The sequence below is a fragment of the Cryobacterium luteum genome (genome assembly GCF_900110125.1).
In the GTDB taxonomy this organism is placed as follows: Bacteria; Actinomycetota; Actinomycetes; order Actinomycetales; family Microbacteriaceae; genus Cryobacterium; species Cryobacterium luteum.
The window spans coordinates 100,121-122,326 of the sequence record NZ_FOCN01000008.1 but is presented as its reverse complement, the minus strand read 5'-3'; the positions used below and the strand labels follow the sequence as shown (position 1 = coordinate 122,326).

Sequence of the window (22,206 nt, the reverse complement as noted above, 5' to 3'; positions counted from 1 at the left end):
ATCAAGGCAACCGATAGCAAGCAGTGAGCACGGATTGCTCACCACCGGGCCACGGATTGGCCGTCTTGTCTTTTGTCGACGAAGCGGGTAATCATGCTGGATTCCGTGACCTCCCTGGCCCTCACAAGCGCCCTGGACGGTCTCGCGCTGCGCCAGCGCACCATCGCGAACAACATCGCCAACATCAACACCCCCGACTACCATGCCAAGGTTGTCTCCTTCGAGAACGCCCTGGCCAAATCGGTGGCTGACGGCAACGGAGTTTCGGCGGCCACAACTGAGCGTTCACTCGACCCGACCCTTCTCAACGGCAACAACGTCAACCTCGACACCGAGACCCTCGCCAACATCGACGCCCTGCTGCGCTATCAGTTCGCCGCCAAGGCCGTCGAGGGCCCGGTCTCATCCATTCGCGCCGCGATGAAGACCGCCTGATGGTTGACGCCATCGGCATCGCCGGCAGCGGCATGACCCTGCACCGCAAATGGCTCGACGCCATCGCCGACAACCTCGCCAACGCCAACACCGTCACCGCCACAACGGATGCTGCCTTCCAGGAACGCTACATTCTCGCGCAGGAAGGCCCCGGCAACGTCGGCGCGAGCGCCACAGCCACGTTCGGCGGCGCTGGGGGAACCCTCGTCTACGAGCCGGAGCATCCGCTCGCCGACACCGATGGTTACGTGCGTTACCCCGATATCGACATGGCCGAGCAGATGGGCCACCTCATCATGGCCCAGCGTGGCTACCAGGCCAACGCGGCCGTCGTCGACCGGGCCAAGACCGCCTATGAAGCAGCACTACAGATCGGACGTGGCTGATGCCACTCAGCGCTATCAACGCCACCACCGCACTCTCGGGGGTCATGGGCAGTTCCGCCACGACCGCCACACAACGCACCGACGGCTCGGGCTTCGGCACCGCACTCTCGGGTGCCGTCGACAACCTGCAGCAGCTGCAGGGCACCTCCAACACCCTCGCAATCCAGGCCGTCACCGGTGACCTGGGTGACATTCACACCGCCACCATCGCGGCCACCCGCGCCCAGGTGACCATGGAACTCGTCGCCGCCGTGCGTAACAAAGGCGTCGACGCGTTCAACGAGATCATGAGGATGCAAGCCTGATGCCCCGGCAAGTCACCAGCGTCTTCAAACGCCTCGGAAACGCGATTCGCGAGTTCACCATCGCCCAGCGCACGGTCGCCATCATCGGCGTCGCCGTGCTCGTGCTCGGCATCGCCGCGCTCAGCATGTGGGTCACCAAGCCCTCCTACACCCCCCTGTTCTCCGGCCTCAGCGGCGAAGACGCCAACAGCATCGTCGAGCAGCTGCGCACCGACGGCGTCGACTACGAACTCGCCGACGGCGGTGCCACCATTCTGGTGCCCGAAGCCAACGTCTACGACGAGCGCATCAAAGCCGCTTCCACCGGCCTGCCCACCTCGAGCACCGGGGGCTACTCCCTGCTCGACACCATGGGCGTCACCTCGAGCGAGTTTCAGCAGTCGGTCACCTACAAGCGTGCGCTCGAGGGTGAACTCGCCAAGACCATCGGAGCCCTCGACGGTGTGAAGCTGGCCTCGGTTCAGCTCGCCATTCCCGAAGAGAGCGTCTTCGTGTCGGAGCAGAACGACCCGACGGCATCCGTTTTCGTTGAAACCCAGAACGGCGTCACGCTCTCCAACGACCAGGTGCAGGCGATTGTGCATCTGACCAGCGCCTCCATCGACGGCATGACCGCCGCCGACGTTGCCGTGGTCGACTCGACCGGCGCCGTGCTCTCAGCTGTCGGCGTCGGCGCCACCGGAGGAGCCGACCAGCAGGCCTCCGACTATGAGACCCGCGTGCGTACCGCCGTGCAGGACATGCTCGATCAGGTCGTCGGCGCCGGCAACGCCAGCGTCGTGGTTGCCGCGGACATGAGCTACGAATCGGCCGAACGCGTCGAAGAAACGTTCACCGCGCCCACCGACACCCTGGCCCTCAACGAATCCGTCGACACCGAGACCTACTCAGGAACGGGCGGCAGCGCGGCCGGCGTGCTCGGCTCCGATACGGCCGCCGTTGCCGACGGCGCCACCGACGGCACGTTCTCGAGCGAATCGACGACCCGCAATAACGCCGTCAACAAGGTCACCGAAAGCCGCACCATCCCGGCCGGATCCATCACCCGCCAGACGGTCTCCGTGGCCGTCGATGCCGATGCCGCCGCCAACCTCAACGTGGCCGACATCACCTCGCTCGTCGCCTCGGCTGCCGGCATCGACGCCATCCGCGGCGACGCGGTCACCGTCGAGGTCATGGCCTTCGACACCACGGGGGCGACCGCCGCCGCCGACGCGCTCAAGACCGCAACGGATGCCGCGGCCGCCGACCAGTTCGCCGAGATTCTGCGGGTGGCGGTGATCACCGCCGGAATCGTGGTCGCCCTCGTCGTCAGCCTGATTCTCTACGCCCGCCGGTCGCGCCGCCAGAGCCGGGAATCGGTGGAAATCGGCGACCTCACCGAAATGCAGAACGCCCTGGGGGACGCCACCGTTCCGCTCGCCGTGACGGCGTCGGCCGGCTCCCTGTTTCTCGACAACCCGAACAACACCCCGACCAAGGTCATTCCCACCGTCAAGTTCGTGCCCTCAGACACCGACATTCGCCGCGCCGAGATCGACTCGCTCGCCCAGAACGACCCGCGGGCCACCGCCGAGTTCCTGCGCGGATTCATGGATGACCGGCAGCACGCATGACCGAGACCCAAACCTCACTGACCGGCACCCAAAAGGTGGCCGTCGTGCTCATGAACATGGATCGCCAGCGCGCGACCGAGGTCATGAAGCAGTTCAACGATGTCGAGGCCGAGGTCATCGCCGGGGAGATCATCCAGCTGCGCAACGTCGACCCGGCACTGGCTGAGACAACCCTCAACGAGTTTCACGAGATCACCCTCAAGGGCCGCCGGCTGTCGCGCGGCGGACACGAGTTCGCCGTGGGGCTGCTCGAGGCGTCCTTCGGTGCCGAGCGCGCGGCGGGCGTCATGAACCGCGTCGCCACGTCGATGGCCGGCAAAGCGTTCGAGTTTCTGGACCCGTCGGAGCCCGGCGACGTGCTCAACCTGCTCGACGGTGAAATGCCCCAGACCATCGCCCTCGTGTTGGCGCACCTGCGGCGCGACCAGGCATCCGCTGTGCTGGCGGGTATGGAACCGGGCCTGCGCACCGACGTCGCCCAGTGCATCGCCACCATGTCGAGCGCCACCCCCGAAGCCATTCGTGTCGTCACCGACACGCTCAAACTGCGCACCGGTAAAATTGTCGCGCGGGAGAGCATCGAGGTGGTCGGCGGAATCCAGCCGCTCGTCGACATCATCAACCGAGCGGATGCCGCCACCGAGCGGGCGCTTCTGGAAAGTCTCGAAGAGCGCGACCCCGCCCTGGCCGAAGAGATTCGATCGCGCATGCTCACCTTCGCCGACATCGTCAAGCTTGAGAGCCGTGATGTGCAGCAGGTGCTGCGCGGTATCGACACCAACACCCTGGCCATGGCCATGAAGGGAACCTCCGACGGCGTCGTCGAGGTCATTCGCGCCAACCTTTCCGAGCGCAACCGTGACGTGCTCGACGACGAGACCAAGAGCCTCGGGCCGGTGCGCATGCGCCAGGTCGAAGACGCCCGTGCCAAAATCGTGCGGGCGATCCGCGACATGGAAGCACAGGGCAGCATTACCGTGCAACGCGATGCCGATGACGAATATGTCAACTGACACCGGTTTCGGTCGCATGGCGTTTCCGCGCCTGCGCGACGAGGAACAGGACCGCGACGCCGAACAAAGCCGGGCAGAGGGTCACGCCGCCGGCTACACCGAGGGGCTGCGTCTCGCCGCAGCGGATGTCGAACGTCGCGCCGACGAGATCAACGCCGAGCACGCCCAGAACGAACGCTACGGCGAAGCGCAGATCGACCATGCCGTGCTGCTGCTCGCCGCTGCCGCCCGCGCCCTCGACGAACGCAGCATTCCGCTCATCCAGCAGGCCGAGAGCACGCTCGTGAACATGTCCCTCGACCTCGCGGAGGCCATCCTCGGCGTGGAACTCAGTCGCACCGAGCCGTCTGCGCGCCGCGCCCTCGAGCGTGCGCTGCACCAGCCCGACCAGCTCGACCGCAGCGAGGTGCACACCATTCGCATGCACCCGGATGATCTCGCAATTCTGGGCGAGCAGACTCACGCGCTCGGCAGCATCCGCTTTCAGGCCGATTCGCGGCTGAAACGCGGCGATGCGATCACCGAGTTCAGTGACGGCTTTCTGGACGCCCGCATCGGCACCGCCTTCGCGCGGGCCACGGCCGCCCTCAACGAGGAGCGGTCATGATCACGCCGTGGCGCCCGCGCGCGCAGCAACTCACTCAGGCATTGAAGGCCGGCCGTCCCGAACGCGTCGGCATCGTCACGTCAATCATCGGACTGAGCGTCGAGGTGCGCGGCCTGCGCTCAGCCATCGGCGACATCGTCACGCTCGGCGCCGAACCGGGCACAGCCGGCATCGACGCTGAAGTCGTCGCCACGACGCAGGGGGGAGTGCGGTGCATGCCGCTGGGCCGCATCACCGGTTTGCAGGCCGGCGCCCGCGTGCGATCGGCCGGTTCCCCCCTGCTTGTGCCCACCGGCCGTGGCCTGTTCGGCCGGGTGATCGACGGGCTTGGCCGGCCGATCGACGGCAAGGGTCCGCTGCACTCCGACGCCTTCGTCTCTCTCGAACACGACAGCCCTTCGGCAATGCACCGGGCGCGCATCACCACCCCGTTGCACCTCGGCGTGCGGGTTCTCGACACGCTCACCACGGTCGGTCGCGGCCAGCGCCTGGGCCTGTTCGCCGGTTCCGGCGTTGGCAAGTCGTCGCTGCTGTCGATGATCGCCCGCGGAACGGATGCCCAGGTGTCGGTCATCGCGCTGGTGGGGGAGCGCGGACGTGAGGTTCGCGAGTTTCTCGAAGACGATCTCGGGGCAGAAGGGCTCGCCCGCTCCATCGTCGTAGTGTCCACCTCGGACGAACCCGCGATGATGCGGCTGCGCGCAGCCTTCACCGCGACGCGCATCGCCGAATCGTTTCGCGACCAGGGCGCCGACGTCATGCTCATGATGGACTCGCTCACCCGCGTGGCCATGGCCCAGCGCGAGATCGGGCTGTCGGTCGGCGAACCGCCGGCCACCCGTGGCTACCCGCCGTCGACTTTCTCCGTGCTGGCGCGGCTGCTCGAACGCGCCGGCACCGGCGAGACCGGTTCGATCACCGGTATCTACACCGTGCTCGTCGACGGTGACGATCACAACGAACCGATCGCCGATGCGGCGCGGTCCATTCTCGACGGGCACGTCGTACTCGATCGCAAGCTCGCGATCACCGGTCACTTTCCCTCGGTTGACGTGCTCGCCAGCATCTCGCGTGTCGCCTCCCGGGTGAACAGCCCCGACCGCTCCGCGATCGCGACCACCCTGCGCAAGGTGATGGCCGCCCGGCAGGGCGCCCAGGACCTGCTCGACGTGGGCGCCTACCGTGCCGGCACCAATCCGCTCGTCGATGCCGCCGTCGACAACGATGGCGCGATCAAAGCTTTTCTGCAGCAGCGGATGGACGACCAGACTCCCAGCGACCAGGCCTGGGCTCAGCTGGGCCGGTTGACCCGCGCGTTCGGGGTGGCCGCATGAGCCGCCTCTTTCCCCTCGCCGGGCTGCTGCGGCTGCGTCGGCTGCAGCAGGATCAGGCTGCCCTCGACCTCGCCGAGGCCAATGCCCGGGTGGCCGCGAGTGAGGCGCGTCGCGGGCGGGCCCGCTCCGCCCTCAATTCCATCGGCAACAGCCCCCAGACCGTCGCCGCACTCAACGCCATGGCCGCCGCCCGATCATCGTCGCGAAGCATGCTCGCCGAACTCGATGCCGTGGGACGCAACCACCAGGAGACCCTCGACTCGGCACAATCGGTGTTCAACGCGGCTCGAGCCGAGTCGATAGCGCTGGAGAAACTGCACGAACGGCACGCCGCCGCCGTGCTGGCATCCGACCTGCACGCCGAGCAGACCGTGCTCGACGAGATCGCTGGCGCACGCTGGCACCGCAACCGCAACCGCACCGCCCCGACCGAAGAGCAGGAGACGCCATGACGATGATCGCGGCTATGGGCCGAATCAGCCAGATTCAGGCGACGCTGCAGCAGCTCTCCAGCGTCTCGACCGAGAAGGTCACAACGACCGCCGCCGCAACGACGACCGCGGCGGCATCCGCTTCGGCCGACAGCTTTGCGGCCACCCTCGCGGCGGCGCTCGGTACCACCGCGCCCAGCGCGGCCGGTGCGAGCAACGGCACGACCGGCGCCGACGTCGTCGCGTCGGCCGAGAAATACCTCGGCGTTCCCTACGTGTTCGGCGGTGAAGACTCCAGCGGCATGGACTGCTCCGGACTCGTGCAAACCGTGTATGCCGACATTGGAATAGAACTGCCGCGCCTCGTCTCGGGCCAGATGAAGATGGGCACCGAGGTCGCCTCTCTCGCCGAAGCCCAGCCCGGCGACCTCATCGTCACCGGCGGCGGCGACCACATTCTCATCTACGCCGGCGACAACAAGGTCATCCACGCTCCGTATCCCGGCCGCACCGTCTGCCTGCGGGAGGCCTACATGACGGATGCCGACATCACCACCATCCGCCGCATCATTCCGCCCACGACCGCGGCAACGGCACCCGGTTCCGCCGACATGCTCAGCGCCGCATTCGCCGCTTTCGCCCAGCAGAACTCAACCGTCACGGGAGGCACACTATGACGCTCACCCTCGGTCAGTTTCGGCCCAGCGCGGCCCCGGCCGCATCGCCGCCCCTGCGTGAGTCGAACCCGGCGTCGCCGGGCGCCGACGCGTTCGGGTCGATCATGCACGACACGCTCGCCGACCGTGCCGCCCTCGCATCGGCCGCGAGCGCCGAGCGGCAGCAGAAGGCCGACCGCACGGCGACCGAGTCGGCATTTGCGCCTGCTGACTCGTCGACACTGAATGCCGGTGGGGCCGCCACTGCAGCGGATGCCACGCCTTCCGTGACGGCATCTTTTTCGGCCGAGATGACCTGGGCGACCGGCGCTGCTTCTGCTGCAGCCGCTGCTGCCGCCGGCACTACGGCGGAGCCCAGCGTTGACGCTGGGCTGGTCGGCCCGGCGACGCTCGACGGCGGCGGGCTTGAGGGCAGCGCGCTTGACGGCGCGGCGCTGGATGCCGCAGCCCATCTCACCGCGTCCTCGGCAGCAATCCCCACGTCGACCGGTGCCGCGGCGGCCACGTCCATTCCAGGAAACGCCCTGGCCGCGCCCGGTACCGCGCCCAGCGCAGCGACGGCTGCCGCGTCCAGCGGCACCGCAGTCTCGTCCGCCACAGCGTTTTCCAACCTCGTAGCCGCTTCCCCGGGAGCGGCAGGTCGGGCCACTGCAGCTTTCGCCCGAACCCCTGCCTCAGCGATGTCAGAGTCCGCCGCGGTAGTCACCGGAACGGATTTCTCCACCCTTCCCGCCGAAACTCCCTCGGTGACCGCTTCCGTCGGCACACCGGCGACCCCGACCGCAGCGACACAGGCAAGCGCGACCGCGGCGCCGACCCTGCCCGGTACTGCCCCGAACGGTGCTGCCCAGAACGGTGCTGCCCCGAACGGTGCTGCCCAGAACGGCGCCGCCCAGGCCGCCAACCAGCCGAATCTCAACGCGCCCCTCGCCGCGAGCACTGGCGGAGCTGCTGGTTCTGCGCCACTCGAATCGATACGGCTGACCGGCACCGACGCCAGCGCACCCACACCAGCCGCGGCATCCGCTGGGCCGGCCGGGGAGCCATCGGCCGTGCCGGTCGCACTGCCGACCACGCTACCGACCACGCTGGCGACCACGCTGGCGACGGCAACCCCGGTCGCTGCGCCGGCACCGACCACCGCCGTGCCGCTCACGATGCAGATCATGAAGCCGCTGTTCTCGCTCGCCAGTGCCGCGGCCGGCGAGCACGTGCTCACCATCAGTGTGAACCCCGACAACCTCGGGCCGGTCACCGTGCGCGCACACGTGACGGGAGAGGGTATTCGGGTGGAGCTGTTCGCTCCCACCGACCTGGCCCGCGAAGCCCTGCGGGTGATTCTGCCCGACCTGCGCCGCGACCTCGCCGGCACCGGCGTGAGCGCGCAGTTAAACCTGTCTTCCGACAGCCAGGCCAGCGATCCGGGTGCCACCCGTCAGCCCCGCTCCGAGGCTGACGGTCGCAATCCCAACGCTCGCAGTCCCGACGGGCAGGCGCCTGACACTCCGCTGCAGAACCAACCACCCCGATTCGGGTCCACCCACACCATCGACGTACTGGCTTAGAAGGAGAACAACCGTGACAATCGACGCCCTGGCGGCCAGTGCCGCCGCTCCCACCGGAATGTACACGTCTACGACCACGACGCGCACCCCGAACCAGTCGATGGACTCGGAGGTGTTCATGTCTCTGCTGGTGACCCAGCTGCAGAACCAGGACCCCAGCTCGCCGATGGACACCAACGAGATGATCGCCCAGACCACCCAGCTCGCCATGATGGAGAAACTCACCGAAATGGCCACCGCGAGCGAAGAGGGCTTCTCCCTGCAGATGCGCACCTCGGCGGCCGCGCTGGTGGGGGAGACGGTCACCTACACCAACGCCGATGGCGTCGAAATCACCGGGCTCGCTTCGTCGGTGTCGTTCGCCGATGCGGTTCCCATGGTCACCGTCGACGGCAAAGCCGTCGCCCTCGATGTCATCTCCGGCGTGACTCGCGCCGCAGCCACCGACGACACCGCAGACGCCGAAGACTCCGCGGAGGCGACGACCGCGGCCTGATCCGCGGCCGCCCCGCCCCCACTCTCGTACTCCGTTCTACTTTCTTGAAAGGCTCCATCCCATGCTTCGTTCTCTGTACTCCGGTATCTCGGGTCTTCGCTCGCACCAGACCATGCTCGACGTGACCGGCAACAACATCGCCAACGTCAACACGACCGCGTTCAAGGCATCCGCCGCGCAGTTTCAAGACACCCTCTCGCAGCTGACCAAGGCCGCCGGGGGCGCCACCCCCACCGCCGGTGGCACCAACCCGGCCCAGGTGGGCCTCGGCGTGCAGGTTGCCGGTATTTCCACGAACTTCGCCCAGGGCTCCTCGCAGGCCACGGGCAAGTCCACCGACCTCATGATCAACGGCGACGGCTTCTTCGTCACCGCCCTCGGCGGCGAAACGCTGTACACCCGGGCCGGCTCCTTCGAGTTCGACTCATCCGGACGCCTGGTCACCCCAGACGGCGCCATCGTGCAGGGCTGGGGCGCCGTCAACGGTGTCGTCGCCGACGGTGGAGCCACCGGCAACATCACGCTGCCCGGCGGAGCCATCGTTCCGGCGGAAAAATCGACGGCCGCGACCTTCTCCGGCAACCTGCCGTCGGAGACTGCCGTCGGCGAGAAGCTGGTGCGCACCGTCGACGTCTACGACGAGCTCGGCAACCCCCGCACGATCTCGCTGACCTTTACCCGCACGGGCGATACCGGCACCGGTGGCATCGATGGATGGACCGTCGGCCAAACGCCCGTTGCAGGAGAACCCGTGCCAGTTACCGTACAGCTCACCGCTGAGACTGACGCTAACGGACCGACGGGAAACTTCGGGGATATCAGTGGGTTTGAGGTTGATAAAATCAAGATGAACCTGAACGACCTCAAGGGCTTCTCCGGGCTCGCCACCATTGCCGGCAAGGCCACCGACGGCAACGAAGCTGGCACGCTCAACAGCTACACCCTCGGCGCCGACGGCACCCTGGTCGGCCTGTTCAGCAACGGCGAGCAGCAGGCGATCGGCCGCATCGCCCTGGCCACCTTCGTCAACCCCGGCGGGCTCGAGAAGGCCGGTTCCTCCGCGTATCGCGCCACCTTCAACTCCGGGGGAGCCGAGCTCGGCACGCCCGGCGAAGCCGGTCTCGGCTCCCTCACGAGCGGTGCCCTCGAAATGTCGAACGTCGACCTGTCGCAGGAATTCACCAACCTCATCGTCGCGCAGCGTGGCTTCCAGGCCAACGCCCGTATCATCACCACCTCCGACGAGGTCTTGCAGGAGCTGACCAACCTGAAGCGCTAACAGCTCAGTAGACACAAATGTGGGGTGTGGCGCCGTCCGCACCCCACATTTGTGTCGACTGAAGCCCGGCCTGTGCATAACCACCAGCACCGAGGGCACAGTGCGGCATCCTCGTGGCATGACCGCGCGCAGACAGCTCCCACCTCACCTCCTGACCGGCCCCTTTGCCGTCTCTCAGGGCGCCGCGCACGGCTTGTCGCCCGGTCGACTGCGTGCCAGCGACCTGGCCCGACCATTCTGGGGAGTGCGCGCACCGGCATCCGCTTGCGTCACTACCCGAGACCTGTGCCGAGCCTTCGCGCAGCGGATGCCCGTGAGCGCGTTCTTCAGTCACCACACGGCCGCGCTGCTGTTCGGCGCACCGCTGCCGCCCAACATCACCACGAACATTCTGCACGTGAGCGTGCCCCTGCCGGGACGTGCCCTGCGAGTGAACGGCGTCGCCGGCCATGCCCTGGCGGTCGGTGACAACGAGCTCATCGTCTGGCTCGGGTTCAGCATCACCAGCCCCGCGCGCACCTGGTGCGACCTCGCGGAGAGCCTCACCCTGCGGCAGCTGGTCGCGGTGGGGGACTACTTCATCAACTGGAGGTCACCGCTGGCCACCTATGCCGAGCTCGCCCGGGCGGTCGACGGTAACCGGCGTGGCAAGCTCGTGCTCCGCCACGCACTCTCGCTGCTCAACGGCCGGGCAGAATCGTCGCCCGAATCCGAGCTGCGGGTGATCGTGGTGACGAACGGGCTGCCCCACCCCCTCGTCAACGAGAACATCTTCGCCGCCTCCGGCCGGTTTCTGTGCCGTGCCGACCTTCTGTTCAAGCAGTACGGCGAGCTGCTCGAATACGAGGGCGACCAGCACCGCACCGACCGGCGGCAGTGGCGCCGCGACCTCACCCGCACCGCCGACGTCGAGTCGGAGGGGCTGCACGTCACCCGCGTCAACGCCGACGACCTGCGCCAGGAGTCCCAACTGGTAGCCCGAATCGCGCGCAATCTGCGTCGCCGAGGCTGGCGGGGCGCCCCCCGCCGGGTTCAGTAGACGAAATTGTGGGGTGCAGAGCCGCCCGCACCCCACAATCGTGTCGACTGAGCCCGGCCCGCGTCAGAATTGTCCACCAAGCGGATGCCTTACGCCGGTCCCCAAACGGCCGACAGTAGCGATTGACACCACGCTTGCGGTGTTCTGACCCAGGGATGAGCCCATGATTGTACTGACGCGGCTGAACGAGAGTCACTTTGCGATCAATCCCGACCTGATCGAACGCATCCACGCCAATCCCGACACCACCCTGGTCATGGTCGACGGCGCCAATTTCATCGTCACTGAGTCCATGGAAGACGTGATCGAGAAGATCGCGAGCTACCGTGCACACGTGATCGCCCTCGCCTACGACCCGAGCGCCGGCGACCTGCCGCGAGGCCCCAGGAAGCTCTAGTGGATCCCGCAACTCTGATCGGCCTGGTGCTCGCCTTCGGGGCGCTCCTGGCCATGATCACCCTTGAAGGCTCGTCGGTCACCGCTATTTTGCTGCCGGCGCCCATGGTTCTTGTCTTCGGCGCCACCCTCGCTGTCGGTCTGGCCGGTGGCACCATGAAAGATTTCACCTCCGCCTTCCAGGCGTTGCCCGGAGCGTTCCTCGGCAAGACCACCCCGCCGCAGGCCGTCATCGACCAGGTGGTCGGCCTGGCCGAAACCGCTCGTGGTTCCGGCCTGCTCGCGCTCGATCAGGAAGCCGACAACGTCACGGATCCGTTCCTGCGCGGCGCCCTGCAGAATATTGCCGACGGCACCGACGGTGATGAACTGCGCATGCTGCTCGAAGACGAGATCGCCACGAAAGCGCGCACCAACCGCAACGCGGCCAAGTTCTTCACCGGCCTCGGCGGGTACGCGCCGACGATCGGCATCGTGGGAACCGTCGTCGCCCTGACCCACGTGCTCGAAAACCTCTCCACGCCGGCCACCCTCGGCCCCATGATCGCCACCGCGTTCGTCGCGACCCTCTGGGGGCTGCTGTCGGCCAACTTCATCTGGCTGCCGCTCGGTTCGCGCCTGCGCCGACTGGCCGACCTTGAAGTCGACCGCATGACCCTCGTCATGGAAGGCGCCCTCGCCGTGCAGGCCGGCAGCCAACCGCGACTGCTCGGCGAACGACTGCGCGCCATGGTTCCGGCCGAGCTGCTGCCCAAAATCGGCGCCAAGGGCAAAGACGGGGCAGAGGATGCCGCCGGTGGCGCCACCAAGGCCAAGGGCAAAGGAAAGGGCAAGGCCAAGGACCTTCCCAAAGCCGCATGAGTGTGCGGGCAAAACGCCGCAAAATGGTCGAAGAGGAGGATACTCGACCCGACGAGCGATGGATGGCGTCGTACATGGACATGGTCACCGTGCTGATGTGCATGTTCATCGTGCTGTTCGCCATGTCGACCGTCGACCAGGACAAATACGAGCAACTCGCTAACTCCCTCGCCACCGGCTTCGGCGCGGTCGACGCCGGCATGGTCGATACGGCCGAAGGCGTCGTCGTTCCCGCCGACCTCGTCGACAACGAGGGGGAATCACCCACCGAAGTCACGCATTCAGCCGATGCGATCGATCCCGCCGATGCAACGGCGGAAGCCGTGGCGAATGCGGCGACCGCCGTCGCCGAAGTGGCGAAGCTCGATCAGTTGCAAGCCCAGATCACCGGCAACCTCGCCACCGCCGGAGTCTCCGACCTGGTGGAGTTTCAAATTACCGATCGCGGGCTCACCCTGGGGCTGATCGGGAGCGAGACCTTCTTCGCGCCGGACAGTTCCGATTTGACCGCCGCCGCAGCAGCGGTGCTCGACGCGGCCGCCCCGGCCCTCGTGGCGACCGGCCAGAAGATCTCGGTTGAGGGGCACGCTGACAAACACGGGCAGTCGGCGACGTTCGCCACCGACTGGGAATTGTCGGCCAGCCGAGCCACCCAGGTGTTGCGGCGCCTGGTCGAGCAGGGCGGTGTCGCGGGCGAGGTGATCTCGGCCGTGGCCTTCGGGTCAGCCCAGCCGGCAACGACCGGCTCCGCGCCCGAAGACATGGCGCAGAACCGCCGCGTGGACATCGTTCTGCTCTCCAATCAGCCCGATAGCGTGCGTGCTCTCATTCCGGAGGCTGTTTTAGGTAATTGACCGTGAGCATCCGTCACCTGCGGTTTCTAACCTTTTCGGTGCCGCGACCGATAGTGCCAACGTGACAGTCCTCGTTCAGGCAGATATCGGTGCGCCCGCCAAATTGGCGAAAACCGTTGAGGTGTACGACTTTCGGCGCCCGACGACCCTGGCGCGCGAACATGCCAGGGTACTCGAGCTCGCCTTTGAGACTTTTGCCCGCCAGTGGGGCACCCAGCTGACCGCGCGCGTGCGTGTGCTCTGCATGGTGACCTGCGAGCAGGTGCTCATGGCCACCTATGACGAGTACGCCGGGTCGCTGCCGCCGAAAACCGCGATGGTCCTGTGCACGGTCGCCGGAATCGAAGCCCGCGCCGTCATTCAGTTTCCCACCACGTCGGCGCTCACCTGGGTCAACCACATGCTCGGCGGTAACAGCAGCCTGCCCGTGCTCCTGGAACGCAATTTTACCCAGATAGAACTAGCCCTCATTCGCAAACTCATCGCCGAGAGCCTGGAAGACCTCCGCTATTCATTCGGACCACTCATCGTCAATGAGATGGGCGTTGAGGCCATCCAGTACAACTCGCAGTTTGCGCAGGCGGCAGCGACCGGCGATCTCATGGTCGTCGCCACCTTCGCCATCCGGGTGGAAAAGGTGACGGCTACGGCCACGGTTGCCATTCCGGCGGCGGCATTGATGCCGCAGCTGGGCGAAGCGAATCCGACGAGCACGACCTCGAACGCCGCCCAGTTTCTGCAGGCGCAGATCGCCGCCGTCCCGGTGGACGTATCGTTGCGCCTCGAGACCGCGCACGTGTTGCCGAGTCGCATTCTGTCGCTCGCCGTCGGTGACGTCCTGCACATTCCGCATCCCCAGCATCGTCCGCTCGACCTGACCGTGGACGGCCAGGCCCTGGCCCGCGCGGCAGTGGGTGCGAATGGTTCCCGTCTGGCCTGCATCGTCATTGATACCGAGGAGACTGCTCAATGATTTCTACCCGTTCCATCCCCGAAGTCGCCGTTGAAGCGCTTATTCGGGTGCTGCCGACGACCGTGCCGTTGCAGGCTCTGGCTCATGCCGGAAGCGTCGAACTGTCCTCTCGGGTACGTTCGGCCGTGGTCGCCTCCTTCGTGGGAACGACGTCGGCCGACCTTGCCGTGGTGCTCAGCGACTCGGCATCGCTCGACGCCGCAGCCGGCGCGAATCCGTCCCTCGTCTCCAGCCAGGACGTGCTGCGTCCGGCCTTGGAAAGCGCATCCGGGGTGCTGGGCATCGGTGTACTCGGAGATTCCCGAATGGAAGACGCCTCGGCGCTGTTCGCCGCCGACGACACCGCGGTATTCGAACTCAGCGCGGGTGGAGTCGTCACCGGATGGTTCGCGATACGCGTGCGCCAGAACGGCACCGTGGGCGGGCCGAGTTCGGCCTCAGACCGCACCGTCATGGGAAACCTCGGCCGTATCAGCAACGTGGAAATGTCGTTGACGGTGGAGATCGGCCGCACCCGCATGTCGGTGCGGGACGTGCTCTCGCTCAAGCCGGGCGCGGTCATCGAACTGGACCGGTCCGCCGGCGCTCCAGCCGACATTCTGCTCAACGGCCGGCTCATCGCCCACGGCGAGATCGTCGTCGTCGACCAGGACTACGCCGTGCGTATCACGCAGATTCTCGATGTTGCGGAGGGGCTGTCGTAAGTGGACACCCTTATTGTCGCGGCGCGCGTCGTTCTGTCGCTGGGCGTGGTGCTCGCACTGCTCTGGTACCTGCAGCGACGCCTGTCGCGTGGGGCGCTCGGCAAAAATGTCGCCAACCCCGTGACCGTCGTGGGTCGCCAGCCCATCGGGCAGAAGGCATCCGTCGTCGTCATTGAGGTCGAGGGAACGCGTCTCGTTCTCGGCGTGACCGAGCAGGCGGTGACGGTGCTGCACGAGAAATCGCCCGCGACCACGTCGACCCTCGACGACGCCATCTCGCTGCTGGGAGGGCCGGCCTCGACCCCGGCGATAGCGTTCGCCCGATCCCTCGCCACGGCTACAGCGGATGATGCGGCTCCCGTTCAACCACCAGTTGCGTCGGCCGCACTGGCCGGGTCGATTCTGTCGCCCTCGACCTGGCGCCAGGCGGCCGCCCTGCTTCGGCCCAAACAGTGAACACCGCGGCCAGCCGTGCAGTGCGCCGACAGACCTCTGCCCGCCTCGGCCTCCTGATTCTGGCGATTGTCGTCATCACCGCGGCGCTGCTCTGGCTCAGCGTGAGCGTCGTGCACGCCCTGCCGGTCGACCCGGCCATGCCGGACAGTCCCACCGACCCGACCCTGCCGACCGATCCAACCGACCCGTCCGACACCGGCGGTGGCGGTCTGAGCGTTGACATCAACGGCCCCGACGGTGCTCCTTCCTCGGCGATCGTCACCCTTCTGGGCATCACCCTGCTGTCGGTCGCACCGGCGCTGCTGCTCATGATGACGAGCTTCACGAAGATTTTCGTCGTGCTCGCCATGACCCGCAACGCGCTCGCGCTGCCGTCGATCCCGCCCAACCAGGTACTCGCCGGCCTCGCCCTTTTTCTGTCGCTGTTCATCATGGCGCCCGTGCTGACCGACATCAACACCGTGGCCCTGCAGCCCTACCTCGACGGTTCGCTCAATTTCACCGACGCGCTCGATCTGGGTTCGGAGCCGTTGCGGCAATTCATGCTCGCCAACACCCGCGGCGAAGACCTGGCCCTGATGACCCGGGCCGCCGACCAGCCCAACCCCGACAACCCGGCTGACGTGACCCTGCTCACCCTCATCCCGGCCTTCATGATCTCGGAATTGCGCGCCGCGTTCATCATCGGTTTCGTCATCTTCATCCCCTTCCTGGTCATCGACATCGTCGTCTCCGCAGCGTTGATGTCGATGGGCATGATGATGCTGCCGCCCGTCATGATCTCGCTACCGTTCAAAATTCTGCTGTTCGTGCTCGTCGACGGTTGGGGGCTCATCATCACGAGCCTCATCGGCAGTTATCAGCTGAATACATGAACACCAATGCGGTACTCGACATCGGCCTGCAGGCGCTCATTCTCGCCGCCAAGCTGTCGGCGCCGGTACTCATCACCGCGCTCGTGGTGGGGTTCGCCATTTCGTTGATGCAGTCGATCACGCAGATTCAGGAAGTCACCCTGTCGTTCGTGCCCAAGGCCGTCGCCGTCTCCCTGGCCCTGCTCATCTGCGGCCACTGGATGATCGCCGAATCGGTCGCGTTCACCAACCAGATGTTCGAAAAGATCCCCGCGCTGCTCGGAGGAGGCTGACGTGGAGTTCAACCTCAACTTCGCCTGGATCGAAGCCGTCATGCTCGCCGGTGTGCGCATGGTCGCCTTTCTGATCATCGCACCGCCGTTCTCGTACCGGGCCTTTCCCGCACGCATCAAAGCCATGCTCGCCATCGGCCTGGCTCTCGCCGTCTCGCCGCGGGTCACCGCCGACTACGTCTCCCAGAACACCGCCGGTTTCGTCGGGGCCCTCATCCTGGAAATTCTGGTCGGCGCCACCCTGGGCTTCTTGGTTTTTCTGGTTTTCGCCGCCGTGCAGTCGGCCGGTGGCCTCATCGACATGTTCAGCGGATTCCAGATGGCGCAGGGCTTCGACCCGCAGTCGATGGTCAACGGTGCCCAGTTCACCCGCCTGTTCCAGATGACCGCCCTCGCGCTCATGTTCGCCTCCGGCGCGTACCAACTCGTGCTCGGCGGCCTGTTCCGCAGCTACAGCGCCATCCCGCTCGGCTCCGGCATCGACCTGGCCGCCCCCGCGCAGGCGATCATCTCCGGTACCACTCAGATGTTCCTCGCCGCCGTGCAGATCGCCGGCCCGCTGCTTGTCGTACTTTTTCTAGCGGATGCCGGCCTCGGCCTGCTCACGCGGGTCGCCCCCGCCTTGAACGCGTTCGCACTCGGTTTTCCGCTGAAGATCCTCATCACACTGAGCCTGGCCGCGACGGTGTTCGTGGCCCTGCCCCGTATCGTGTCGTCCCTCACCGGCCAGGCCCTGGACGCCCTCATGGGGGTGAAGTAGATGTCCGACGCTGACTCCGGCGAAAAGACCGAACAAGCCACCCAGAAGCGCATGAAGCGGGTGCGCGAAAAGGGCGAGCTGTCCAAATCGCAGGATGTCACCGCCTGGCTCGGCGTGGGCGCCGCCGGCCTCATGCTGCCGGCCACCATCGCGGCCGGCGGGGCAGCCGGAACCGATCAGATGTACCTTATCGGCACCCTCGCCAGCAACCCTGACCCGACCGTAGCGGTGGAAGCCCTCGGCAACGGGCTGGCCTCGCTGGCCGATATCCTCACGCCCTTCTTCGTCGTGGTACTCATCGTCGTTCTGGGCGGAGCAGCACTGCAGGGCGGCATCCACTTCAAGAAATTCACCGGCAAATACGAACAATTCAACCTCGTCACCGGCATGAAACGGGTGTTCGGCACCCAGGCGCTCTGGGAGGGCGTGAAGGTGCTCGCCAAAACGGCCGCCGTGGGGCTCGTGCTGTACCTGGTCATTCAGGGACTGATGCCGGTGCTGCTCACCGCCGGGGGGCTGCCGGTGTCGGAGTTGCTCGCCGCCGCTGCCGGGGGAACGGGCGCGCTGCTGCAGGCGGCCGTTGCGGCCGGGCTCGTACTCGCCGCCGCCGACATCTTCGTCATCATGAAACGCAACCGCAAGAAAACCATGATGACAAAGAAAGAGGTCAAGGACGAGAACAAGGCCTCGGAGGGTGACCCGCTGATCAAATCGCAGCGCCGATCCCGCCAGCTGATGATGAGCCGCAACCGCATGATCGCCTCGGTCTCCGACGCGAACGTCGTTCTGGTCAACCCGACCCACGTGGCAGTGGCCCTCAAATACGAGCCAGGCAAATCAGCACCGCGCGTGGTCGCCAAGGGCGTCGGCCACGTGGCCGCCCGCATTCGAGTGCAGGCCGATACCGATCACGTGCCCATCGTGCAGGACGTTCCCCTCGCGCGGGCCCTGCACGCGGCGTGCGAGATCGGCGACGAGATCCCGACCGAACTGTACAACGCGGTCGCCCGCGTGCTGGCCTTCGTCATGGCACTGCACAAGCGGGGCAGCACGGCGGGAACGCACACCATGAGCGCACTCACCGCCGCATCATCATCGTCATCACCGCAGACCGCCGGAGGCCGTTCGTGAATCGCAATCTCATCAAACTCGCCGTTCCGGTCGGCGTGGTCGGCATCATCCTGCTGCTGGTCGTGCCGATCCCCGCCGGCCTGCTCGACATCCTGATCATTCTCAACATCATGCTCGGCCTGGTCACCCTGCTCACGACGATGTTCGTGAAGAAGCCGCTCGACTTCTCGGTTTTTCCCTCGCTGCTGCTCGTCGCTACCCTGTTCCGGCTCGGCCTCAACGTGGCATCCACCCGCCTGGTCCTCGGCGAAGGCTACGCCGGCCAGGTGATCGAGGCCTTCGGACACGTCGCCGTCGGCGGCTCGATCATCATCGGCGCGGTCATCTTTCTCATTCTTGTCGTGATCCAGTTCGTCGTCGTCACCAAGGGTGCCGAGCGTGTGGCCGAGGTCGGCGCCCGATTCACCCTCGACGCCATGCCGGGCAAGCAGATGGCCATCGACGCCGACCTCAACGCCGGCCTGATCACCGACGCCCAGGCCAAGGACCGTCGCGCCGAGGTGTCGGCCGAAGCCGACTTCTACGGCGCCATGGACGGTGCCTCGAAGTTCGTCAAGGGTGACGCGATCGCCGGCCTCATCATCATCATCATCAACATCATCGGCGGCATCGCCATTGGCATGCTGCAGCGCGGTCTGGAGATCGGCGAGGCGGTCAACACCTACGCCCTGCTCACCATCGGCGACGGTCTCGTCACGCAGATTCCGGCTCTGCTCATGGCCGTGTCCACCGGCATGATCGTCACCCGCTCGAACGCGGAGACCGACATCGGGTCGACGGCATCCGCTCAGCTCACCCAGTCGCGCAACGCCCTGACCATTGCTGGCGCCGCAGCCGTTCTGATGGCACTCATCCCGGGCATGCCGGTGCTGCCGTTCCTCATCGTGGGGACGGCACTCATGCTGATCGCCCAACGGATCAAGGCCGGTGAGGCCACCAAGCAGGCGAGCATCGAGGCCACAACGGCGTCGGAGAAGAGCGCTCCCAAGACGGACACGACCGAGGACCTGATCGAGCAGATGAGGGTGCACGCGCTGGAGATTATGCTCTCGCCCGACCTCGTCGACCTCGTCTCCGGTGCCTCCGACGACCTGCTCGCCCGGGTGCGCGGCCTGCGCCGCAAGATCGCCATGGATCTGGGAGTCGTGGTACCGCCGGTGCGCACCCGCGACAGCGTCGACCTGCCGTCGTCGACCTACGTCATTCGCATCGCCGGCGTCGAATATGGGCGCGGGCTGGCACCAGCCGGCAAGGTGCTCGCCCTCGGTGACGCCCTTGACACCCTGCCGGGGCAGGTCACGATCGAGCCCGTGTTCGGACTCGCCGGCAAATGGGTGCCGAGTGAGATGCGCCACAGCGCCGAGATGACCGGCGCCACCGTGATCGACCGGGTGTCGGTCGTGGTCACCCATCTGTCGTCGATCATCACCACCAATGCGGCCCGGTTGCTCACCCGCGAAGACGTGCGGGTGCTCACGGACGGGGTTAAACAGGTCAATCCCTCGGCCGTCGACGATCTCATTCCGGGCCTGCTCTCCCTCGCCGAGGTGCAGCGGGTGTTGCAGGGGCTGCTCGTCGAGCAGATACCGATCAACGACCTGCCGCGCATCTACGAGGCACTGTCGCTCCGCGCGAAGGCGTCGAACGAGGCCGAAGGACTGGTCGAGGCCGCCCGTCAGGCGCTCGGCCCCGCTCTGACCGCGCAGTATCTCGACGGCACACTGCTGCGTGTGATCATGATCGATCCGACCCTGGAACAAGCCATGCTCGAGGGACTGCGGCCCTCCGATCAGGGCACCCAGATTCTCATGGATCCCGCGCGACTCGAAACGGTGCTCGCTTCGGTGCGCAGCTCGGTCGCGAACGTGGAGGCGAGCGGCCAGACCGCCGTTCTCGTGTGTGCTCCGGCCCTGCGTCCGGCTATCCGCCGCCTCATCTCCACCCAGACCGGTGGCCTGCCGGTATTGTCATACCAGGAAGTAACGTCGGCGAATGTGACCATTGAGACGGTGGGTGTGGTCCGTGGAGCCGAAACGATTTCTGCTTGAGGGTCCTACCCTGCGGGAGTTGCAGGAACGAGTAATCGCCGAACACGGTTCCAACGCCACCATCGTCGCGGCGGAGCGGATCACCGTCGGCGGCATCCGCGGCTTCTTCGCGCGCCAGCACTACGAGATCACGGTCGAAGTGCCGGAACCGGCAGAGCGTACGAAGTCGGCGCACGCCGGACTCGACATCTCGGCCCGGCTCGGTATCGCTGCCCTGCTCGACGACGCCGACGAGGCCGAATCCCGGCTGTACCCGGCGCAGACCTCCCCGCAGCTGTCGACGGCTTCTGACGGATTCGCCAGGCTCATGGACGAACTCACCTTCGCCACCTCACGAGTTGTCGTTCCGAACGCGGCGGTCGATCCCACAGCGCCGGCCGAGCCGCCGGCACCGGCTGCCGCACCCATGCTCGCCCGACCGCCCGTTCCCGTTCCGCTTACCCGGCCGGGCGATCTCGTGCTGATCGTTGGGCTCGAAGACGACCCGCTCACCATCGCCCGCCTCATGCTGCGGGTTGCCGGCGCGGGGGAGCTCCGCGTCTCGGGCACCCTGCTCGAGGGCAGCATCGATCGAGTCGACGACCGGCGCGGCGCCGTGCTGGCCAGGGCCAACGGTGTGGCCAGCGGCCACAGCACCTTTATCGCCTACGGGCTGGAACCCGCCTCAGACGCCATCGCCCGTACCGCGACACTCACCGCGATCGGCGCCGACCAGGTTTGGGTGGTCGTCGACGCGAGTCGTAAAAGTGAGGACACCATCCGCTGGGTGAATATGGTCGTCACCGCCGTTCAGGTGCACGCGGTCGCCGCCCTCGGTCGCCAATTCACGACCTCCCCGGCCACGGTCGACGCCCTCGGGCTGCCGGTGGAGTGGATGGACGGGCGGGTGGCGGCGGCGCCGACCGGCCGCCGGGCCGCGCCGCCGCATTCCCGGCCCGCCGACCGTGAACGGTAGGCTGGAACGATGCTCGTTCTGACACGCAAACCGGGGGAAAAGATCCTCATCGGTGACGACATCGTCATCACCGTGCTCGACGCCCGCGGCGACAGTGTGCGCATCGGCATCGATGCGCCTCGCGGCGTGAAGATCCAGCGCGACGAGGTCGTGCGGGCGGTCACCGAGGCCAACATGGCGGCCAGTCAGATCGACGATGACGCCGAAGACCGCATCAAGAAATCCCTCGGAATGCTCGCGGCGCTGCAATCGGCCCAGTCCCGCCAGTCGCAGGCCGAAGCCCGACCCCGGCCCGCCCTGCCGCCGACCCAGCCGTAGCGTTGGGCTGGCGGGCTACTCGTTGACGTGGCCGCGCAGCTCGTCGATCTCCCGACGCTCACGCTTCGTCGGCCGCCCGGCGCCCCGATCGCGCATCGGCACCAGGGCCACCTCTTCGCGCGGCGGGGGCGGGGGAGTCTGGTCGACGTAGCATTCGGCGGCCACGACAGCGCCGACCCGTTTGACGACGAGACGCTGCACGATCAGCACCCGGTCGAAGCCATCGCTGCGCACGCGCACTTCATCACCGATGCGCAGGGCCTGCGCGGCCTTGACCTTGTCGCCGTTCACCCGCACATGCCCGGCCCGGCACGCGGTCGTCGCCATCGAGCGGGTCTTGTACAGACGCACGCCCCAGCTCCAGCTGTCGACACGGGCAGAAGTGAGCTCCATCCACTCACTGTAATCGAACGGGCTGTA

The 22,206-nt window shown here is 66.7% G+C and carries 27 protein-coding genes; 26 read left to right on the top strand and 1 reads right to left on the bottom strand.

Annotation, left to right across the window (positions count from 1 at the left end; translation table 11 throughout):
• Window positions 1-93 precede the first annotated feature (93 nt).
• The 26 genes from BMW72_RS10185 (at window position 94) to csrA (ending at window position 21,786) form a co-directional block, all read left to right on the top strand.
• Entirely contained in the window at window positions 94-435 is a 342-nt protein-coding gene (locus BMW72_RS10185; protein ID WP_092110173.1) for a flagellar basal body rod protein FlgB, read from the top strand.
• Complete coding sequence (locus tag BMW72_RS10180) at window positions 432-821, top strand: flagellar basal body rod protein FlgC (protein WP_092110171.1); 390 nt, start codon at window positions 432-434, stop codon at window positions 819-821. The genes BMW72_RS10185 and BMW72_RS10180 overlap by 4 nt, the downstream gene beginning before the upstream one ends.
• On the top strand, window positions 821-1,126 hold the full coding sequence (gene fliE / locus BMW72_RS10175; protein WP_092110169.1) for a flagellar hook-basal body complex protein FliE: 306 nt from the start codon (window positions 821-823) through the stop codon (window positions 1,124-1,126). Before BMW72_RS10180 ends, fliE begins: the two co-directional genes overlap by 1 nt.
• Complete coding sequence (fliF, locus tag BMW72_RS10170) at window positions 1,126-2,742, top strand: flagellar basal-body MS-ring/collar protein FliF (protein WP_092110167.1); 1,617 nt, start codon at window positions 1,126-1,128, stop codon at window positions 2,740-2,742. The genes fliE and fliF overlap by 1 nt, the downstream gene beginning before the upstream one ends.
• Entirely contained in the window at window positions 2,739-3,755 is a 1,017-nt protein-coding gene (gene fliG / locus BMW72_RS10165) for a flagellar motor switch protein FliG (protein WP_092110165.1), read from the top strand. The genes fliF and fliG overlap by 4 nt, the downstream gene beginning before the upstream one ends.
• Window positions 3,745-4,362: a FliH/SctL family protein gene (locus tag BMW72_RS10160; RefSeq protein ID WP_166787803.1), complete on the top strand. Its 618-nt coding sequence runs from the start codon at window positions 3,745-3,747 to the stop codon at window positions 4,360-4,362. Before fliG ends, BMW72_RS10160 begins: the two co-directional genes overlap by 11 nt.
• Window positions 4,359-5,696, top strand: coding sequence for a FliI/YscN family ATPase (locus tag BMW72_RS10155; RefSeq protein ID WP_092110160.1), 1,338 nt, complete (start codon window positions 4,359-4,361; stop codon window positions 5,694-5,696). Before BMW72_RS10160 ends, BMW72_RS10155 begins: the two co-directional genes overlap by 4 nt.
• The gene (locus BMW72_RS10150) at window positions 5,693-6,148 is read left to right on the top strand and encodes a flagellar FliJ family protein (RefSeq protein ID WP_092110158.1); all 456 of its coding nucleotides are present in this window, start codon (window positions 5,693-5,695) and stop codon (window positions 6,146-6,148) included. Before BMW72_RS10155 ends, BMW72_RS10150 begins: the two co-directional genes overlap by 4 nt.
• Entirely contained in the window at window positions 6,145-6,804 is a 660-nt protein-coding gene (locus tag BMW72_RS10145) for a C40 family peptidase (RefSeq protein WP_092110156.1), read from the top strand. The genes BMW72_RS10150 and BMW72_RS10145 overlap by 4 nt, the downstream gene beginning before the upstream one ends.
• Complete coding sequence (locus BMW72_RS10140) at window positions 6,801-8,369, top strand: flagellar hook-length control protein FliK (RefSeq protein ID WP_092110154.1); 1,569 nt, start codon at window positions 6,801-6,803, stop codon at window positions 8,367-8,369. Before BMW72_RS10145 ends, BMW72_RS10140 begins: the two co-directional genes overlap by 4 nt.
• Before the next feature lie 13 nt (window positions 8,370-8,382).
• Entirely contained in the window at window positions 8,383-8,865 is a 483-nt protein-coding gene (locus tag BMW72_RS10135) for a flagellar hook assembly protein FlgD (protein WP_092110151.1), read from the top strand.
• Between the two features lie 61 nt (window positions 8,866-8,926).
• Entirely contained in the window at window positions 8,927-10,144 is a 1,218-nt protein-coding gene (locus tag BMW72_RS10130; RefSeq protein ID WP_092110149.1) for a flagellar hook protein FlgE, read from the top strand.
• A 118-nt stretch (window positions 10,145-10,262) separates the two neighbouring features.
• Entirely contained in the window at window positions 10,263-11,183 is a 921-nt protein-coding gene (locus tag BMW72_RS10125; RefSeq protein WP_134450442.1) for a hypothetical protein, read from the top strand.
• A 163-nt stretch (window positions 11,184-11,346) separates the two neighbouring features.
• Window positions 11,347-11,580 (top strand): flagellar FlbD family protein, encoded by a 234-nt coding sequence (locus BMW72_RS10120; RefSeq protein ID WP_092110145.1) that lies wholly within the window; start codon window positions 11,347-11,349, stop codon window positions 11,578-11,580.
• On the top strand, window positions 11,580-12,440 hold the full coding sequence (locus BMW72_RS10115; protein ID WP_092110143.1) for a motility protein A: 861 nt from the start codon (window positions 11,580-11,582) through the stop codon (window positions 12,438-12,440). The genes BMW72_RS10120 and BMW72_RS10115 overlap by 1 nt, the downstream gene beginning before the upstream one ends.
• On the top strand, window positions 12,437-13,294 hold the full coding sequence (locus BMW72_RS10110; RefSeq protein WP_174721722.1) for an OmpA/MotB family protein: 858 nt from the start codon (window positions 12,437-12,439) through the stop codon (window positions 13,292-13,294). The genes BMW72_RS10115 and BMW72_RS10110 overlap by 4 nt, the downstream gene beginning before the upstream one ends.
• Before the next feature lie 61 nt (window positions 13,295-13,355).
• Window positions 13,356-14,267 carry a flagellar motor switch protein FliM gene (locus tag BMW72_RS10105; protein ID WP_241984044.1) on the top strand — a complete coding sequence of 304 codons (912 nt, stop codon included), beginning with the start codon at window positions 13,356-13,358 and terminating at the stop codon, window positions 14,265-14,267.
• The gene (fliN, locus tag BMW72_RS10100; protein WP_092110141.1) at window positions 14,264-14,971 is read left to right on the top strand and encodes a flagellar motor switch protein FliN; all 708 of its coding nucleotides are present in this window, start codon (window positions 14,264-14,266) and stop codon (window positions 14,969-14,971) included. The genes BMW72_RS10105 and fliN overlap by 4 nt, the downstream gene beginning before the upstream one ends.
• Window positions 14,972-15,427, top strand: coding sequence for a flagellar biosynthetic protein FliO (gene fliO, locus BMW72_RS10095; RefSeq protein WP_092110139.1), 456 nt, complete (start codon window positions 14,972-14,974; stop codon window positions 15,425-15,427).
• On the top strand, window positions 15,424-16,302 hold the full coding sequence (fliP, locus tag BMW72_RS10090; protein ID WP_241984045.1) for a flagellar type III secretion system pore protein FliP: 879 nt from the start codon (window positions 15,424-15,426) through the stop codon (window positions 16,300-16,302). The genes fliO and fliP overlap by 4 nt, the downstream gene beginning before the upstream one ends.
• Window positions 16,299-16,574: a flagellar biosynthesis protein FliQ gene (fliQ, locus tag BMW72_RS10085; RefSeq protein ID WP_092110137.1), complete on the top strand. Its 276-nt coding sequence runs from the start codon at window positions 16,299-16,301 to the stop codon at window positions 16,572-16,574. Before fliP ends, fliQ begins: the two co-directional genes overlap by 4 nt.
• A 1-nt stretch (window position 16,575) precedes the next feature.
• Entirely contained in the window at window positions 16,576-17,334 is a 759-nt protein-coding gene (locus tag BMW72_RS10080; protein ID WP_092110135.1) for a flagellar biosynthetic protein FliR, read from the top strand.
• A complete protein-coding gene (locus BMW72_RS10075) occupies window positions 17,335-18,465 on the top strand; it encodes an EscU/YscU/HrcU family type III secretion system export apparatus switch protein (protein WP_092110134.1) in 1,131 nt (376 codons plus the stop codon).
• The gene (locus BMW72_RS10070) at window positions 18,462-20,513 is read left to right on the top strand and encodes a flagellar biosynthesis protein FlhA (RefSeq protein WP_092110131.1); all 2,052 of its coding nucleotides are present in this window, start codon (window positions 18,462-18,464) and stop codon (window positions 20,511-20,513) included. Before BMW72_RS10075 ends, BMW72_RS10070 begins: the two co-directional genes overlap by 4 nt.
• A complete protein-coding gene (locus BMW72_RS10065; protein ID WP_134360874.1) occupies window positions 20,488-21,468 on the top strand; it encodes a hypothetical protein in 981 nt (326 codons plus the stop codon). Before BMW72_RS10070 ends, BMW72_RS10065 begins: the two co-directional genes overlap by 26 nt.
• 9 nt (window positions 21,469-21,477) lie before the next feature.
• Window positions 21,478-21,786: a carbon storage regulator CsrA gene (csrA, locus tag BMW72_RS10060; protein ID WP_092110128.1), complete on the top strand. Its 309-nt coding sequence runs from the start codon at window positions 21,478-21,480 to the stop codon at window positions 21,784-21,786.
• A 15-nt stretch (window positions 21,787-21,801) separates the two neighbouring features.
• Here the strand turns inward: csrA and BMW72_RS10055 are convergent, their stop codons facing one another.
• Window positions 21,802-22,179 (bottom strand): RNA-binding S4 domain-containing protein, encoded by a 378-nt coding sequence (locus BMW72_RS10055; protein WP_092110126.1) that lies wholly within the window; start codon window positions 22,177-22,179, stop codon window positions 21,802-21,804.
• Between the last annotated feature and the right edge of the window lie 27 nt (window positions 22,180-22,206).